This window comes from Rheinheimera soli (assembly GCF_021290985.1).
GTDB classification, from domain to species: domain Bacteria; phylum Pseudomonadota; class Gammaproteobacteria; order Enterobacterales; family Alteromonadaceae; genus Pararheinheimera; species Pararheinheimera soli.
In genome coordinates this window covers 24985-41699 of the sequence record NZ_JAJOYU010000003.1, presented here as the reverse complement: position 1 = coordinate 41699, position 16715 = coordinate 24985, and the positions used below count along the sequence as shown (strand labels likewise).

At 47.8% G+C, this 16715-nt stretch carries 15 protein-coding genes; 9 read left to right on the top strand and 6 right to left on the bottom strand.

Annotation, left to right across the window (positions count from 1 at the left end):
* Positions 1-4: 4 nt before the first annotated feature.
* Together LSG37_RS03565 and LSG37_RS03560 are read right to left on the bottom strand one after the other, a co-directional pair.
* Positions 5-412 (bottom strand): GFA family protein, encoded by a 408-nt coding sequence (locus LSG37_RS03565; RefSeq protein ID WP_233078479.1) that lies wholly within the window; start codon positions 410-412, stop codon positions 5-7.
* 29 nt (positions 413-441) lie between these two features.
* The gene (locus LSG37_RS03560) at positions 442-639 is read right to left on the bottom strand and encodes a PspC domain-containing protein (RefSeq protein ID WP_233078478.1); all 198 of its coding nucleotides are present in this window, start codon (positions 637-639) and stop codon (positions 442-444) included.
* Between the two features lie 281 nt (positions 640-920).
* Between LSG37_RS03560 and LSG37_RS03555 the strand changes: the two genes are divergently transcribed.
* On the top strand, positions 921-1796 hold the full coding sequence (locus LSG37_RS03555; RefSeq protein ID WP_233078477.1) for a DUF4394 domain-containing protein: 876 nt from the start codon (positions 921-923) through the stop codon (positions 1794-1796).
* Between the two features lie 109 nt (positions 1797-1905).
* Here LSG37_RS03555 and panP read toward each other — a convergent pair whose 3' ends face one another.
* Positions 1906-3552: a pyridoxal-dependent aspartate 1-decarboxylase PanP gene (panP, locus tag LSG37_RS03550; RefSeq protein WP_233078476.1), complete on the bottom strand. Its 1647-nt coding sequence runs from the start codon at positions 3550-3552 to the stop codon at positions 1906-1908.
* 324 nt (positions 3553-3876) lie between these two features.
* On the opposite strand from panP, the gene LSG37_RS03545 reads away from it, so the two are divergent.
* The 8 genes from LSG37_RS03545 (at position 3877) to chrA (ending at position 14217) form a co-directional block, all read left to right on the top strand.
* Positions 3877-5754, top strand: a complete 1878-nt coding sequence (locus LSG37_RS03545) for an EAL domain-containing protein (protein WP_233078475.1) — start codon at positions 3877-3879, stop codon at positions 5752-5754.
* 223 nt (positions 5755-5977) lie between these two features.
* Complete coding sequence (locus LSG37_RS03540) at positions 5978-6352, top strand: hypothetical protein (protein WP_233078474.1); 375 nt, start codon at positions 5978-5980, stop codon at positions 6350-6352.
* A gap of 105 nt (positions 6353-6457) precedes the next feature.
* A complete protein-coding gene (locus tag LSG37_RS03535) occupies positions 6458-7048 on the top strand; it encodes a hypothetical protein (RefSeq protein WP_233078473.1) in 591 nt (196 codons plus the stop codon).
* Positions 7045-8172 carry an efflux RND transporter periplasmic adaptor subunit gene (locus tag LSG37_RS03530; protein WP_233078472.1) on the top strand — a complete coding sequence of 376 codons (1128 nt, stop codon included), beginning with the start codon at positions 7045-7047 and terminating at the stop codon, positions 8170-8172. The genes LSG37_RS03535 and LSG37_RS03530 overlap by 4 nt, the downstream gene beginning before the upstream one ends.
* 8 nt (positions 8173-8180) lie before the next feature.
* Positions 8181-11297: an efflux RND transporter permease subunit gene (locus tag LSG37_RS03525; RefSeq protein ID WP_233078471.1), complete on the top strand. Its 3117-nt coding sequence runs from the start codon at positions 8181-8183 to the stop codon at positions 11295-11297.
* A 53-nt stretch (positions 11298-11350) separates the two neighbouring features.
* Entirely contained in the window at positions 11351-11740 is a 390-nt protein-coding gene (locus LSG37_RS03520) for a hypothetical protein (protein WP_233078470.1), read from the top strand.
* A gap of 177 nt (positions 11741-11917) precedes the next feature.
* Positions 11918-12844 (top strand): chromate resistance protein ChrB domain-containing protein, encoded by a 927-nt coding sequence (locus LSG37_RS03515; RefSeq protein WP_233078469.1) that lies wholly within the window; start codon positions 11918-11920, stop codon positions 12842-12844.
* A gap of 2 nt (positions 12845-12846) precedes the next feature.
* Positions 12847-14217, top strand: a complete 1371-nt coding sequence (gene chrA / locus LSG37_RS03510) for a chromate efflux transporter (protein WP_233078468.1) — start codon at positions 12847-12849, stop codon at positions 14215-14217.
* Positions 14218-14370: 153 nt separating this feature from the next.
* On the opposite strand, the gene LSG37_RS03505 is transcribed toward chrA, so the two are convergent.
* Genes LSG37_RS03505 through LSG37_RS03495 form a run of 3 tightly spaced genes read right to left on the bottom strand, consistent with a single transcriptional unit; the run spans position 14371 to position 16702 of the window.
* The gene (locus LSG37_RS03505; protein WP_233007758.1) at positions 14371-15141 is read right to left on the bottom strand and encodes an ABC transporter permease; all 771 of its coding nucleotides are present in this window, start codon (positions 15139-15141) and stop codon (positions 14371-14373) included.
* Positions 15138-16064: an ABC transporter ATP-binding protein gene (locus LSG37_RS03500; RefSeq protein ID WP_233078467.1), complete on the bottom strand. Its 927-nt coding sequence runs from the start codon at positions 16062-16064 to the stop codon at positions 15138-15140. Before LSG37_RS03500 ends, LSG37_RS03505 begins: the two co-directional genes overlap by 4 nt.
* Entirely contained in the window at positions 16061-16702 is a 642-nt protein-coding gene (locus LSG37_RS03495; RefSeq protein WP_494546244.1) for a flavin prenyltransferase UbiX, read from the bottom strand. Before LSG37_RS03495 ends, LSG37_RS03500 begins: the two co-directional genes overlap by 4 nt.
* Positions 16703-16715: the final 13 nt, after the last annotated feature.

Here is a 16715-nt window from a genome sequence, read left to right as displayed (position 1 = left end):
CGCTCTAAATTCTGCCTGGTTCATGACCATCATAGCGGGGCAAAGCTGCATCCAGGTTTTCCCAGTTGGCTTTGGACGACACAAAGTTATGACTGATGGGCCGCTCAGTAATAGCAGAATCCAGTATGCCCAAACGAATGCGGATCCGATTCGGATCTGCAGCGTTTGAACTATATACAGGTGAGCCACAGCGGGAACAAAAATGCCGTTGCCTGCCTTGCTTTAACGAAAACGCATTGAGCAGCTCTTTACCCTGCACCAGACTAAATTCAGCACTTAAAACAAATCCATTGGTCGCGTAGGCTGTGCCGCTGGATTTACGGCACAAGGAACAATGACAATGAATAATGTCGGTAATAGCTCCACGAATTTCAACTTTTACAGCGCCACAAAGGCATTGACCTGAATACATAACTTCCCCTTTGCTTCACTGATATCAGCTCAGATGCTGTCTTTTTTTGGCATCAACAACCATAAAATGATGTAGACAAACAAACCAGGGAAAGCCGCTGACAACACAGACAGCAACACATAAACCAGACGCACACCACCTTTGGACCAGCCAAAGTACTCGGCTATACCACCACAAACGCCTGCAATCATCTTGTCATTGGATAAAGCTAAGGTTTTATCAGACATAGTTATTCCCTCTTTATTTACTCTGAACTCTATTTACTCTGAACGCTAAAGTACCGCCGCAACAGCAGTGATGCAATGCCTGCAAATGTAAGGAACTATGTTTAGCTTCAGTCCGTTGAAATGTACTTTGCCTGACATAGTTGATCGAATTTTGTGCCTATACATAGCTTTACTAAAGCCCCCAGGCTGCACTATGGTAACAAGTCACAGAGCTATAGCTCTGTTTAATGAGACAACAGGCCCGATACAGGGGCAGTGTAAAACAACAAAGGAAAGGATTTATGCAAATAACAAAGCAGATTTTCGGTTCTGCCCTGCTGACTGTCGCTGGCCTTTTGTCTGCAGGGCTCTCAACAGGGCTGAGTGCAGCCACTATGCCTGCGTTAAAAGGCAATGAAACATTATGGCTAGTGGACAGCACGCATCAACTGATGAAAGTAAAAGTGACAGCACCTGATAAAATTGTCGAACAAAAGCCACTGTCAGGTCTGGCGAAAGATGAATACTTACTGGGAATAGATTACCGGGTTGCTTATGGTGTTTTATTTGCTTTGTCTGACAAAGGTCAGCTCTATACTGTAGATACCAGTACAGGAAAACTCACAGCAGCAGGCCCGCTACTCGCTGCAGACACCTTGAAAAAAGCTCAGTATGGTTTTGATTTCAACCCTGTAGCTGACAGGATCCGGGTGGTGAATGAGCAAGGACAAAACTTAAGACTGCATCCTGAAACTGCAGCTTTAGCCTCAGTAGACCCTCAGCTTGCCTACGCAGAAAATGACAGCAACTACGGCAAAAAACCCGCTGTAGTAGCTGCTGCCTACACTTACAACCAACAAGACAGTACGCTGACCACTAACTATGCGATAGACAAAACCACTGGCGCTTTGGTCACTCAAGGCAGCAAAGAAGGCGTAACACCAGCGGTTTCACCAAACACAGGTTTGCTGTTTACTGTAGCCAAGCTTGAACTTGCAGCTCTGGAGCAGGTGTCTTTTGATATCTCAGATCTGAACAATCTGAGTTTTATTGCCGTCTCTACAAAAGCAGAACCGGCCAGCACTCTTTATCAGCTGGATTTAGAGACTGGAAAACATCAAAAGCTGGGCACTTTAGCAGATGGACGAAGCCTGCTCGGCATGGCGATCGAACCTTGATTTATTAGCTAGTGATCTTAGCAAGGCAGTCAATACACAAAGCCCAATCACACTGCTGCGATTGGGCTTTGTCGATAGAATGAGCCTGAGGCGGCTGCATAAACGCCGATCAGGCGGCGCTGTCTTTTGCCAGTTGTACTAACTTAGGCAGAAACTCTTTATCCAGCGCAGCGATTTGTTGCTGCTCTTCCAGCACATCAAACAGAATTTGATCTGTGGTCAGCGGGTTTGCCAACACCACACGAAACACCACTGTATCCTGCCGCTGATAACGCTCCGGTTTAATCCGGGTACGGGAGACAAAAGACAGTCCTTCTTCACGCTGGGTTTTCTGAATAAAGCGGGTTAAGCCGTTTAGCAGTTCGTTAAACTTATGCAGTTTTTCCGGCGCTGCTTTTGCCATAGCACGCTGAACTTCAGAGGGTACATAACGATAAGTTAATAAACACAGCTCAGGTTCAGTGATCAGCTCAAATTCCGCATGGTCCTGAATTAAACCGGCAAAAAAACGGGCTTTATCTAAACTGCGGTTGATCAGAATTTCATAACCCTGACGGCCAATCACCTGCAGGCAAGCATGCACCAGCATCGCCATACCAGGGCGCGAGCCTTCGAGCGTTTGGCTGCCTAAATCTTTGGAGCCTTTACGCAAAATATATTCTGCATGGTGCTCAATCGCATGCGCAGATGACGGATGTTTAAATACCACCATGCCTGCCCCCATAGGCACATACATTTGTTTATGTGCATCTATAGTGACCGAATCTGCCCTTTCTATGCCGTTGAGTAAATGACGGTATTTATCGGACAATAAAGTAGCACCACCCCAGGCGGCATCCACATGGAAATGACACCCCAGTTCAGCAGCTAAATCGGCTAAATCGTTCAGCGGGTCGACGTTGCCGGTTTCAGTAGTTCCAGCCACGCCCACTATTGCCATTACTTTGATGTTTTTGTCATTCAGCTCACGGCTGACGCGGCGCATTTCATCACTTTGCACTTTGTTATTGGCATCGGTTTTTACCGGTACTAAGAATTCACGACCTATACCTAAAATATCAGCAGCTTTGCCTAAAGAATAATGGCCCCGCTCTGACACTAAAATGGCTAAACCTTCATAGCCATAATACTTCATCGCACGGAACAAACCTTCTTTGGCCACGCCTTTAAAGTCACCGTCGGCTTTTAATAAACGGTTGCGGGCAATCCAGAGTGCAGTGATATTGGCAATAGTGCCACCAGAACAAAAAGCACCTAAGGAATGGTTAGCACTGTGCATCCACTTTTTATAAAAGCTGTCGCCTTCGCCATAGACCAGATGATGCATCATGCCGATGACCTGACGCTCTAACGGAGTAAAAGCTTTAGAAGTTTCGATTTTCACCAGATTCTGGTTTAACCCCACCATCATTTTTGACAGTGGCAAGACAAAATACGGCAAAGCCGAAGTCATATGGCCAATAAAACTGGGGGCAGCGGTATGCACTGAATGCGCAACCAGCTTTTCCATCATTTGCTCGGCATAATCTGATACAAATTTAGGTTCAGAAGGAATTTGATGCGCCTGAAAATCGCGCTCGATTTGCCACAATGGCTTTTCCACAGCAACAATACTTTCGCGTAAAAAACCGGCCAGGTTCTGCGAAATATTCTGTTCGATGATACTTAAAGTCGAGTCCGGAGCCTCTGGCACAGTAAATATCCGCCACAAAGCTTCTTCAGAAGCTGTAGCCTGACGTTTGTTTAATTCTGTCATTCGTATCCTGTCTCACCGGGGTCGCGTTATCGGCTTCTTATTTTGTGTTTTCAGGCCGTAAAATCAGTAAGTCAAAAAGGAAGTCACTGTACTAAAAGCCCCTTTAAATGTCTTTAAAAAATTTCATCTGTGTATCATCTTGCGGTAACTTGCCGCAAAGAACGGCATAAAGTCTGCGTTTTTACTGATTGTAGCCACCTGATTGCAGACAATATCCATCAAAGCGACATAAGGACTCAGATTAAAGTATTAGCTGTCAGCCCGAATTAAATCAGCTAAGCTATCAAGGTATTGTTTTCACGTCTCTTTTTTACGAGTCATTGCATGCTACGGATCCGTTCAGCACATTTTATTCTTATCAGCCTGGTGGTGTACCTGCTCGCTATTGCTGCTTATGTGTATTACCAGTACCAGCAAACCTATCAGGCCAAACTAGCTCAGGTTGACTTGCAACTGGTGAATGCAGTCAAAGCAGTGCCTTATCTGTTGGGTGATGACTACCATAACAATATCAGTGGTCCACAGCATATCCCCCGCAGTGACTATCTGAAACTGGCAAAGAAGCTCAGTCTTTATGCCAAAGATTTAAAATTGCAGTATGTCTACAGCATGATTCAAGTGGATGGAAAAGTGCACTTCACAGCATCCAGTTATACCGAAGATGACTTGTTGCGTGGCCAGTTGAGTTATTTTTACGATTATTACCCTGAAGCAACAGAAGCCAATAAAGCAGCTTTTGCTTCTTTAACCCCAGTGTTTGAAGAGTCTGTTGATCAGTTTGGTCATTTCCGTTCAGTGCTGGTGCCTTATCAAAGCTCAGACGGCACCATGTATTTAGCCGGAGCCGATATTGCCATTACCGATCTGGATCAGTGGCTGATGGCCAGCATGCAGCAGTCTGTTTTAAGTGGCACAGTGTTTTTTGGTCTGGCGTTGCTGCTGGCATTAAGTTATGCGATGGTACTGCGGCATAATCTGACCACAGACCGTAGCTCGGGCAAACGTAATGGCTTGGCTTTAGAAGCTCACCTACGGCATGAAACTGGCGGCTTAAGTCAACTCGCTATTCTACAAGTGAATAATCTCGAGGAAATCAGTCACTTGTATGGAACTCCTATTGCAGAACAAGCTTTTAATCAGTTTATTCAGCAGTTACAACAGCATTTAGGCCGCTCTTTCCGTTTATACCGTTTGTCGTTTGAAAAGCTGGCGATCCGCCGTGTTGCTGCTATTTCGGATAACGACTTGCACGACAAACTAAAGAGTTTTGATTTTACTCAGCCGGTACTAAACGACCCCTACCTGCTTTTTACTGTGACTTTAGGTGTCGCCCTGTCGCCGCAAACTGCTGTGCTGGAAAACGCGACCCTTGCCGTGAATACAGCTCGCTTACAACAACAATCTTTAGTGGTGTATTCAGACAATTTGCTGGCACTGAAACAACATCTGCATACCAATATCAAAATGGCGAAGGAAGTACGTGAAGCCATAGGCCATGAACAAATAGTGCCTTACTTCCAGCCTGTAGTGCAGATCAGCACAGGCGAAATTTTCCAGTATGAATGTCTGGCTCGCATATTACGCAGTGACGGCAGCATACTGACACCAGATCAATTTTTGAGCATTATTAACCGCAGTCATCTGGATACAGAACTGACCAAAATGATGTTTATCAAAAGCGCCAGTCAGTTTGCAACTTCGGAGGTCAGCTGGTCTATTAATGTCAATTGCCGCGACTTGCTGGACGATGACTTACAACAGTTTTTTCTTGATTACCTGCAGCATTACCCTAAACCAGAGCGAGTGTATTTTGAACTGGCCGAAGCCGGAGTATTGCCTCAGTTTGAACGTTGCAGGGAAGCCATAGCTGCGCTGCAAAAAGCTGGAGCCAAAGTGCTGCTGGATGATTTTGGAGCCTCCAGTGGTGTAGGTATGGCGGATTTATTGCAGTTGCATGTGGATGGTTTAAAAATTCATGGCAGCTTAATTGAGATGATAAGTTCAGATCAGGACGCTCAGTTGTTTATTGAGCATATCAGTTCTTTCGCCAAACAAACCCAACTGCTGATCATCGCTGAGATGGTGGAAAGTAAACAGTCATTGGATGCACTGGAACGTTGCGGTATCAGCTATGCCCAAGGTTACTATTTTGGCCCCGCGGCCCCAGTGCCACTGCGGTATTACGAAAGAAGTGCCGTTTAAAGCAAAACACTTTGTCAGCACAAGCGGCTTTCATCCGAATAAGCTTTGTTTTATTCAGATCGAGTGCCTGATGTGAACGTCGGGCTTAATCACCCCATCTGTGCCTTGCAGAATACCTGCTCAGATCAATGCGACTCTTGCATCAACTGGATTTGAAATTCGCAAAAAGCACGGGCATACTGTCAGCCAGCTTTGAAAAACTCAATCAGAAGTAAAGCCAAACGTGAGCAGAATTGTGTTGTTGTGTTTAGTGATAGTTAGTTTGTCTGTCCAGCTTATTGGACGGCAAGCTTTTGCTATGACTACAACAAACCACACTGAAGAAGTGGCTCAGACTGAACCTGACTTGCACGACCTGATGCATTTACTGGCTGAACCTCATACCCATGACGACCCGTCTGAAGACGGCTTTTCGCTCGATGATTCAGCCGAAGGCCGTTTGCATGTATTTGCCGATCTGAATTTCTCTTTGCAACTGTTGTTGCCTATGGACCAATGGCTGGTCTCTTTACCCCGCTCTGAAACAGCAGTGTTTTATACACTGCAGCTTTGGAACAATCTGCCTCCCGACGGATTACGCCGCCCTCCCCGTTTCTGAATAATGTAAAACAAAGCCTTGTTAAGCTTCGGTTGGTGATCCGCATTCTGCGTTGATCCCGAAGCACAGGGCAGTTACATCATTTATTCAGAGGTTTGATTACACATGACAATTTTGCTGAACAGGCTGCATTGCAGCTTGCTGCTGGTATGCCTTTTTTTGTTGGCTGCATTATGCTCTTTTGCCAGCTATGCAGCGCCCGCTGCTCATGGCCCGAATGGCGAACACCTGACGACTGAGCAGTCCTCAGGGCTGTCGATAACACCAAGATTTGAGACCTTCAGTGATCAATTTGAGCTGGTAGCTGAATTATTTCCTGATGCTGTGCTGCTGCATTTGCATCATTTTCAGGACAATAGCCCTGTCATCGATGCAGCCATAGAAATTGAAACTGCCGATCTCACAGCAACTGCTGTGTACGATGAAAAATTACAGCATTACCTTATTAAAGCGCCGGAGCTGCTTACTCAACTTGCCAAACAGCAACCTCATGAGCTGGTTTTAACTGTGATAGCCGCAGACAAAGCCGATTTACTGGTGGCCAGTTACACACCGCTTTCCACTGAAACAAAGACTGAACCACATCATCACGAGCATATACCACTTTGGGTTTGGGCCGCGTTAGCACTGATGGCTGCCTGTGGTTTTGTTTTGGGCCGGATAAGCCAGCGTCGGGCTGTAAGGAGCTCAGTATGAACAGATATTTTATCCCTGTGGTGTTTAAACACAGTGTCCTGCTACTTACTCTGCTGGGTGCAATGACGCTGCAGGCAGCTCCGGGCGCACATGGGCCAGATGGTGAACACTTGAGTACAGACCAACCCGCTCAGGGCAACAGTACCGGGCGTCAAGCCGATGGTAGTGTGTTAATGCCGATGGCCGATCAGCGGGTACTTGGACTGCGAACCCTGATGACTACTGAAACTCAGGCGGCAGCGACTCTTTTACTGAATGCCCGGGTATTAGTTCATCCGGCGGGCCGTGGTTTGGTGCAAGCCAGCAGTGATGGGCGCTTTGAAAGCTCCGCTGAATTAATGCCGGTTGCAGGGCAGCAAGTTAAAGCAGGCCAGTTATTGGGTTATATCCGTTATCAGGACACGGCTTATGAGCAAGCCAGTCAAACCTCTCAGTTGATTGCACTGCGAAGCGAAGCGGATGTGGTGCGCCGTGAACTGAACCGCCTGCAAAAGTTAGGGCAAAACGTTGCTGAGCAAACGGTAGAGCAACTGAGTCTGCAATTAAAAAGTGTGCAAAGTCAGGCGGCTCAGCTGGAAAAAGGTCTGGAAAAACCAGAGCCACTGTTTGCTCCCATTTCAGGCGTGATCCAGCTGCATCACTTGAGTATCGGGCAGCGCGTCACTGCGGGTGAGGCATTGTTTGAAATCATCGATCCTTCCCGTTTACTGGTGGAGGCTGCAAGCCCTGATGCTCAATTGCCTGCTCAACTGCATGGAGCATCGTTGAAAGAGTTTCCAGAGGCCAGGCTGCAACTGATAGGAGCTGTAATGCGTTATCAGGATGGTGCTGTTCCGCTGAATTTTAACCTCGAAGCTGCATCAGGTGCTGTACCCAACCAGCCGGTTACTTTGATTGCACAGCAAAAAAATCAGCTGAGCGGAATTCGTTTACCCGCCAGCGCTGTGGTGATGAACAGCAATAATCAGCCGCAGGTCTGGATCAAACTTACAGCGGAACGTTTTTTACCGCAGCGGGTGCAACTAGAGGAACTCAATGGCACTGAGGTGATGATTACCCATGGTTTAGGTGCTGATAACCGTGTTGTGGTGCAAGGCGCTACTTTATTGAATCAGGTGCGTTAGGAGGCCGGATGTTTGACTTATTAGTTCGTCGTAGTCTGGAGCATCGCCTCTTTGTGCTGATCAGTGCTGTGGTGCTGTTGATCTATGGTAGCTGGACAGCCCGTGAGCTGCCGGTGGATGTGTTTCCGGATCTGAATAAACCTGTGATCACAGTACTGACTGAAGCCGGTGGTATGGCGCCTGAAGAAGTAGAACAACTGGTGACTTTTCCATTGGAAAATATGCTCAATGGTGTCACTGGGGTTACCCGTATCCGTTCCACTTCAGGTATTGGCTTATCTATTTTGTATGTGGAGTTTGACTGGGATACCGATATCTATCGCAACAGGCAACTGGTTGCTGAGCGGTTGACTTTAGCCCGGGAGCAATTGCCGGAAAGTATCACTCCGGTGATGGGGCCGGTTTCGTCCATTATGGGGGAAATCATGCTGATTGCGCTGCCGCTTAAACAACAGGCGACGCAGGAAGCCAGCCTGTCACCGATGCAAGCCAGGGAGTACGCCGATTTTGTGCTACGCCCACGCCTATTGGCTATTCCTGGTATTTCGCAGGTGATCCCTATTGGGGGTGAAGTACGGCAATACCGCGTCACCCCAGATTTACAACGTATGCAAGCTGCAGGTATTGGTCTTGAAGACATTCGTCAGGCACTGGCAGGTTTTTCCACCAATGCAGGTGGTGGTTTTCTGGATCTGAATAACAGAGAGTTTCTGATCCGTCATCAGGCCCGCACTATTGCTTTAGAGGATGTACGCCAGGTCGCAGTGGCCTGGCGTAATGGCAAAGCTGTGCATCTGGAACAGGTGGCAGAGGTTGGTTTTGCCGCCGCAGTAAAACGGGGCGATGCAGGCTTTAATGGCGAACCTGCGGTAATACTGAATATCCAGAAACAGCCGGATGCAGATACAGTCCGGTTAACCAGTCAGATTGAAGTGGCGCTGGACGAATTAAAAGCCGGTTTGCCGCAAGGCATAGCAGCACCGCAGATTTTGTTTCGTCAGGCTGACTTTATTACCTCATCCATCAGCAATGTGACTGAAGCGCTGCGGGATGGCGCCGTGATGGTACTGATTATCTTATTTGTGTTTCTGCTGTCAGCCCGCACCACATTCATCTCTTTGCTGGCCATTCCCTTGTCACTGGCAGTGACTGTGCTGGTATTTCGCTGGTTTGGTTTGTCTATTAATGTGATGACTCTGGGCGGATTGGCAATAGCTGTAGGCGAACTGGTGGATGATGCGGTAGTTGATGTCGAAAACATTCTACGCAGACTAAAACAGCGGCGACAACAAGGCAGCACTACGCCAGTGCTTGAGGTGATTTGGCGCGCCAGCGTTGAAGTACGCTCTGGTATTGTTTACGCCACCTTTATTGTGGTGCTGGTGTTTTTACCTTTATTCGCCTTGCCAGGTATTGAAGGCCGGTTATTTTCACCTTTAGGTTTGGCTTACATAGTCTCCATACTGGCCTCGATGCTGGTTTCGGTCACTGTCACGCCAGTGCTGTGTTATTACCTTTTGCCAAAGATGAAACAACTGGAGAAAGGCGACAGCAGCTTGATCAAGGCGCTGAAGCAACTGCAGCAACGTTGGCTGAGCTGGGCTTTTAGCCGCTCCAGAGTCTTGTTGCTCAGCGCAGTCTTAAGTGCAGTGCTTGCGCTGGCCTCGGTCTTTGCCTTACCCCGGGCATTTTTACCAGCTTTTAATGAGGGTTCACTGGTACTTGGCGTGCTATTACAGCCCGGTACTTCGCTGGAGGAAGCCAACCGGATGGGACGTCTGGCCGAATCTTTACTACTGACTGTGCCTGAAGTAACACAAGTCGGCCGTCGTACTGGCCGTGCTGAACTGGACGAACATGCAGAAGGCGTGCATTCGGCCGAAGTCGATGTGGATTTACAAGCTTCAGAGCGCAGTCGTGATGAAGTACTGGCGGAAATTCGGCAAAAACTCGCTGTATTGCCTGCACAGGTGGCTATAGGTCAGCCGATTTCGCACCGCCTGGATCATTTATTGTCCGGAGTGCGGGCACAACTGGCAGTCAAAGTCTTTGGGGATGATTTAGATGCACTGCGTGCTACAGCAGAGCAGTTACGCCAGCAATTAAGCACAGTGCCGGGGCTGGTGGATGTGAGTGTTGAAAAGCAGGTGTTGATACCGCAACTCAGTGTTCGTTTGGATCAACGCAAAGCAGCGCAGCACGGCTTAACACCGGGGCAAGCCACAGCATTGTTAGCCAGTCTGACCGATGGGGAGCTGGTGGGACAAATGGTGGATGGTTTAAAAACCTTTGATTTAGTGCTGCGTTTATCCGACGAGCAACGCACACCTGAAGCTTTGGCCCGTACTTTGATTAACACTCCGGCAGGACAAGTGCCGTTATCGGCTATTGCGACTATCAGTTTGACGGATGGCCCCAATCAGGTGATGCGTGAAAACGGTCGTCGTCGCCTGGTGCTGTACGCTAATGCCGAAAACGTCGATGTCAGCGAGTTATTACAGCAAGTCCGGACTGTGGTGGCTGCAACGCCATTGCCTGAAGACAGTTTTATCAGTCTGGAAGGACAGTTTTTGGCACAGGAACAATCGATGCAATTGGTGGCTGCACTTGCTTTGCTGTCTTTTGTGTTGATTGCCTTAGTGCTTTACATGCGCTATCAGTCCATGGTTTTGGCAGCCATTATTCTGAGCACTATGCCAATGGCTTTACTCGGTAGTGTGCTGGCTATGTGGCTGACCGGACTGTCGTTATCTGTGGCTTCTGTTGTAGGTTTTATTACCCTGACCGGTATTGCAGCCCGTAATGGCATTCTGAAAATCAGTCATTACGTCAATTTGTGCCGGCATGAAGGTGAAGTCTTTGGCCAGAGCATGATCATGAGGGGATCACTGGAGCGACTGACACCAGTGTTGATGACGTCTCTGGTCACTGCCTTTGCGCTGGTGCCACTGCTGTTGTCAGCTGATCAGCCGGGCAAAGAAATTCTGCACCCGGTTGCCGTGGTGATCTTTACCGGCTTACTGACTTCCACCTTGCTCGATACCATGCTGACCCCTTTGTTGTATTGGTTATATGGCAAAGCAGCCACAGAACGGCTGGTGAACATGTCAGCAGAGCAGCTTTAAATAACAGGTTCAACGGCAGCACCTGTCTGAAGCTGCCGGCCAAGGAGAATTACATGAAAACGTTAAACAAAAAATCTATGTTCGCTATTGCCGCTTTAGCGGCCAGCCTGGTACTGACCAGTCCGGTTGCATGGAGTCATGGTGGTGCTAAACCGCAACATGGCGGTGTGGTGGAATCTAAACATGATTTGGCTTTTGAGTTGGTGCGTGAAGCAACAGGAGCCAGTTTATATGTCACCGATCACGGCGAAGCAGCCAGTGTTGAGGGCTGGAGCGGTCAACTGACAGTATTAGCTGGAGGTAAAAAAACAGATGCGACTTTCAAAGCCGATGGCAGCAGCCGCCTAATCGCCAGCGATATCCAAATCCCCGATGGGGCTAAGGTTGCTTTGAGTCTGAAGGACAAAAGCCAGCAGCCGATGACGGTGCGTTTTAGTTTCTGAAGGTAAAACCTGCAACACCACTGTTGCAGAACTTAAGCAGCCAGAGTCATTTGCCTTCTGGCTGCATCTTTGCAATCAGCTATGCCTGAGTTTGTTCTCCCGATGTCAAAATTTCCCGGCTTTCTTTTTTTTATCAATCCATCTACTATTGATAAAAAGTAACAAAGTAAACACCTAATGAAATACCTATTACTTATTATCTCGCTACCCACTCAAACGACCACGGAGCGGGTTCGTTTATGGCGAAGTCTCAAAGCCTCGGGTGCTGCTGTGCTCAGGGACGGTGTCTATGTGCTGCCAGAGAGCGACGCTGCGTTGCAGTTTTTCAATGAGACTGCGCTGCAGATAGATAAAATTAAAGGCTCCGCTTATGTGCTTGAAGTGGCGGAACATTCAACCACGGCTGGATTTGAACTCTTGTTTGACCGCTCAGCAGACTATGAAACTCTGCTGCAGGACATTGCAGAGCTGCGGCGATCGGATGCCGAATTGACTCAACAATTCAGGCTGCTGCGTAAATTACGCAAATCCTTTAAAAGCATCAGTGACATTGATTTTTTCCCTGGTTCGGCCAAAACCCAGGCCGATGCAGCCTTGACTGAGATGGAGCGTATGCTGAACAAGCGTTTAACTCCGGGCGAGCCTGATGCTGTTTCGTTGGGGATTGAGCAGTTAAGTACCCAGGATTTCCAGGCTCAGGTATGGGCCACCCGCACCCGGCCCTGGGTAGACCGTATGGCCTGTTGCTGGTTAATTCTTCGCTTTATTGACCCACAAGCCCGCTTCCTCTGGTTCACTCCACCTGAACCCTGTCCGAAACATGCCATAGGTTTTGACTTTGACGGTGCCCGCTTTAGCCACCATCAGCACAGTGTCACCTTTGAAGTATTACTCCAGAGCTTTGCTTTGCAGACGCCCGCCTTGCTGCGTCTGGCACAGCTGGTCCATTTTCTCGATGTCGGAGGCTCTGCACCGGAGGAAGCTTTTGGGGTTGAACAGATTTTATGGGGATTACGAAATAAGCTGACGGATGACGATCAATTAGTCCTTGCCAGCCACGCCGTATTCGACGCTTTACTCACTTCATTTACCGAAAAAGGATAGTTATGGATCAGACCACACAAGAGGGAGTTGCACAGGATAACAACCTGACCCCTGTCAGTTTCTGGCAGGCATTTTTGTTCTGGCTCAAGCTTGGCTTTATCAGTTTTGGTGGGCCAGCCGGACAGATCGCCATTATGCATCAGGAGCTGGTGGAACGCAGGCGCTGGTTGAGTGAACGGCGGTTTTTACATGCACTGAATTATTGTATGGTGCTACCAGGACCTGAAGCTCAGCAACTGGCGACCTACATCGGCTGGCTGATGCATAAAACCTGGGGCGGAATTATGGCCGGTGTGTTATTTGTCCTGCCGTCTTTGATTATTCTGATTTTGCTGTCATGGGTTTACATTGCTTTTGGCGATATCAGCTGGGTCGCAGGCTTGTTTTACGGTATCAAACCCGCTGTCGCTGCTATCGTCGCACAAGCCGCACACAGAATAGGCTCTAAAGCGCTGAAAAACAGAATGTTATGGGGCATAGCCGCCGCAGCCTTTGTCGCCATTTTTGCGCTGGATGTGCCTTTTCCATACATAGTGCTGGTGGCTGCTCTGGTGGGATATGCAGGAGGTCGTTTTTACCCTGCCTCTTTTACTGCTGCTTCAGGCCATCAACAGAGTGGAAAATTCTATGGTGCGGCTCTGATTGACGATTATACGCCTACTCCAGAGCACGCCTTGTTTTCATGGCCACGCTTACTGCTTATTTGTATCACGGGTCTGGTGTTATGGACTGTTCCTATGGCACTTTTGAATGCCATCTTTGGCTGGGAACATACCCTGACGCAAATGGCATGGTTTTTTACCACAGCCGCACTGCTGACCTTTGGCGGAGCTTATGCGGTATTGCCTTATGTGTATCAGGGCGCGGTGGATCATTATGGCTGGCTGACCCCCACCCAAATGATTGATGGCCTCGCCTTAGGTGAAACCACACCTGGGCCACTGATTATGGTGGTGGCCTTTGTGGGTTTTGTCGGCGCTTATGTCAAAGCAGTATTTGGACCAGACATGGTATTTCTGGCCGGTGCTCTGGCCGCTTGTATTGTCACCTGGTTTACCTTTTTACCTTCCTTTATTTTTATCTTTGCCGGAGCGCCTTTTATCGAAACCACCCATAACGACCTGAAATTTACAGCTCCTTTATCCGCCATTACGGCTGCTGTGGTTGGTGTGATTTTAAATCTGGCATTGTTTTTTGCCTATCATGTGCTGTGGCCACAAGGCTTTGGGGATGATCTGCTGGCAGGCTTTGACTGGCCTTCGGCCTTGATTGCTGTGGCCGCTTTTGTCGCGTTGTTTCAGTACAAAGTGAACGTGATGAAAGTCATTGCAGGCTGCGCAGTCATAGGGCTGCTGTTTATGACATTCGTATAAGGGTTGAAGATGCAGACAGAGTTCCGGTTTATACCGGAGCTCTGTCTGCCTGAGCAATTTACTGGTATTTTTCTGCGGTGCTGATGATGCTCAGTAAAGCCCGGAACTCCTGCTATCTAAGCATCTTTTTTTGATTCTTTCAGTCTCAGTTTTTTAACTTCTCAATCCTGTGCCTTTATTAATTAGATACATAGCAAAGCTAAAAAACACCAGAATAAAGCCAATAATCACACTAAACGCAAACACCAGATTGACATCACTGACACCTAAAAAGCCGTAACGGAAGGCGTTGACCATATAAACGATAGGGTTGATTTGCGATACGTATTGCCAGAATTGTGGCAATAAACTCAGTGAATAAAACACCCCACCTAAATAGGTTAAAGGCGTCAGCACAAAAGTAGGGATAATGCTGATGTCATCAAAAGTTTTAGCGTAAATAGCGTTAATTAAACCGGCCAGCGAAAACAAGGTGGCAGTGAGCACCACGGTCGACATCAGAATAAACAAGTGATGCACTTTGATATCGACAAAAAACAGCGATAACAAAGACACTATTAACCCCACCAGAATGCCTCGCGCCACACCACCGCCGACATACCCCAGCACTATGATGTAGTTAGGCACAGGAGCCACTAACAGCTCTTCGACATTACGCTGAAACTTAGCGCTAAAAAAAGACGAAGCCACGTTCGAGTAGGAGTTGGTGATCACTGACATCATAATAAGGCCAGGCACAATAAACTCCATATAACTGAAGCCACCCATATCACCAATACGCGAGCCAACCAAAGCACCAAAAATGACAAAATACAAAGTCATGGTAATGGCGGGGGGCACCAGAGTTTGCACCCAAATACGCATAAATCTGTTGGTTTCTTTATAGAGAATACTTTGTAGCGCTATTAAATTACGTGAACTCATGCTTTGGCTCCACGTCCGTTTTCAACCAGACTGACAAACAATTCTTCCAGACGGTTGGCTTTGTTACGCATGGAAAGCACCTGAATGCCCTGCGCAGTTAAAGCGCTGAATACGCCATTTAAGCCCTGAGCTTTGACGACATCCACTTCCAGGCTATGGCTGTCTTTCTGCCGGAAGGTATAACCATCCAGCGTGATCAGAGCCTCAGTAGGCGCTATATCGAGTAAAAAGGTTTCTTTATTGAGTTTACTCAGCAGGTTTTTCATACTGGTATTTTCGACAATTTGGCCTTTGTCGATGATGGCGATATTGCGACACAAAGACTCTGCTTCTTCCAGATAGTGGGTGGTCAGAATAATGGTCACACCCTGCTGGTTAATTTCTTTAAGGAATTCCCACATAGAACGGCGCAGTTCAATATCAACCCCAGCTGTAGGTTCATCTAAAATCAGTAACTTAGGTTCATGCATTAAAGCACGGGCTATCATCAGACGGCGTTTCATACCACCAGAGAGTTCACGCGAGCGGGCGTTGCGTTTTTCCCACAAGCCAAGCTGACCTAAGTATTTTTCTGCCCGCACTATAGCGACAGAACGCGGCACCCCATAATAACCAGCCTGATTCAGTACAATTTGCAGCACAGTTTCAAACTGGTTGAAGTTAAATTCCTGTGGCACTAAACCCAATTGGCTTTTGGCATCTTCCAGGTGAGTGTCCAGATCATAATCAAAGACTTTGACGGTGCCGCTGCTTTTATTGACCAGTGAACTGATAATGCCAATGCTGGTACTTTTGCCTGCGCCATTCGGGCCTAATAAGGCAAAAAAGTCGCCTTGCTGCACTTCCAGATCAATACCAGTTAAAGCGACGGTGCCACTTTTATACACCTTGTGTAACTGTTTAATTTCTAACGCTAAGGTCACTGCTGATCTCCATAGCCCCAACGGCTGACTAACTGTTGCTTTAAACCTAAATGGTCAAGAATGCGTGCCACCATAAAGTCGATTAAGTCATCGACAGATTGAGGCTGATGATAAAAACCAGGCGCAGCCGGCATCACCACAGCGCCAGCTTTGGATAAGGCCAGCAGGTTTTCCAGATGAATGGTACTTAACGGAGTTTCGCGTGGCACTATGATGAGCTGACCGCGCTCTTTCAATACTACATCAGCTGCGCGTTCAATCAGATTGTCACTCATGCCATGAGCAATAGCTGCTGCTGTGCCGGTAGAACAAGGGCAAATCACCATTTGTTTCGGTGCAGCAGAGCCTGAAGCACAAGGCGAAAACCAATCATCTTTGCCATACACGGCTAACAGCTCTTTACTGGCACCGGTTTTATCCAGAATAAAATCGCGACAGGCTTCAGGGCCGCCCGGCAGCTTTAAATCATATTCAGTGGCAAATACAACGCGGGCCGCGCTGGAAATCAGCAGATGCACTTTGACCTGTTGCGCCAGTAAGTTTTCCAGCAAACGCCAGCCATAACCAGCGCCTGAAGCGCCGGTAAAAGCTAAGGTGACTTCTTGGGTCATGGAGTTCTCTTTATAAAATGATGACACTTATTTTTTCCCG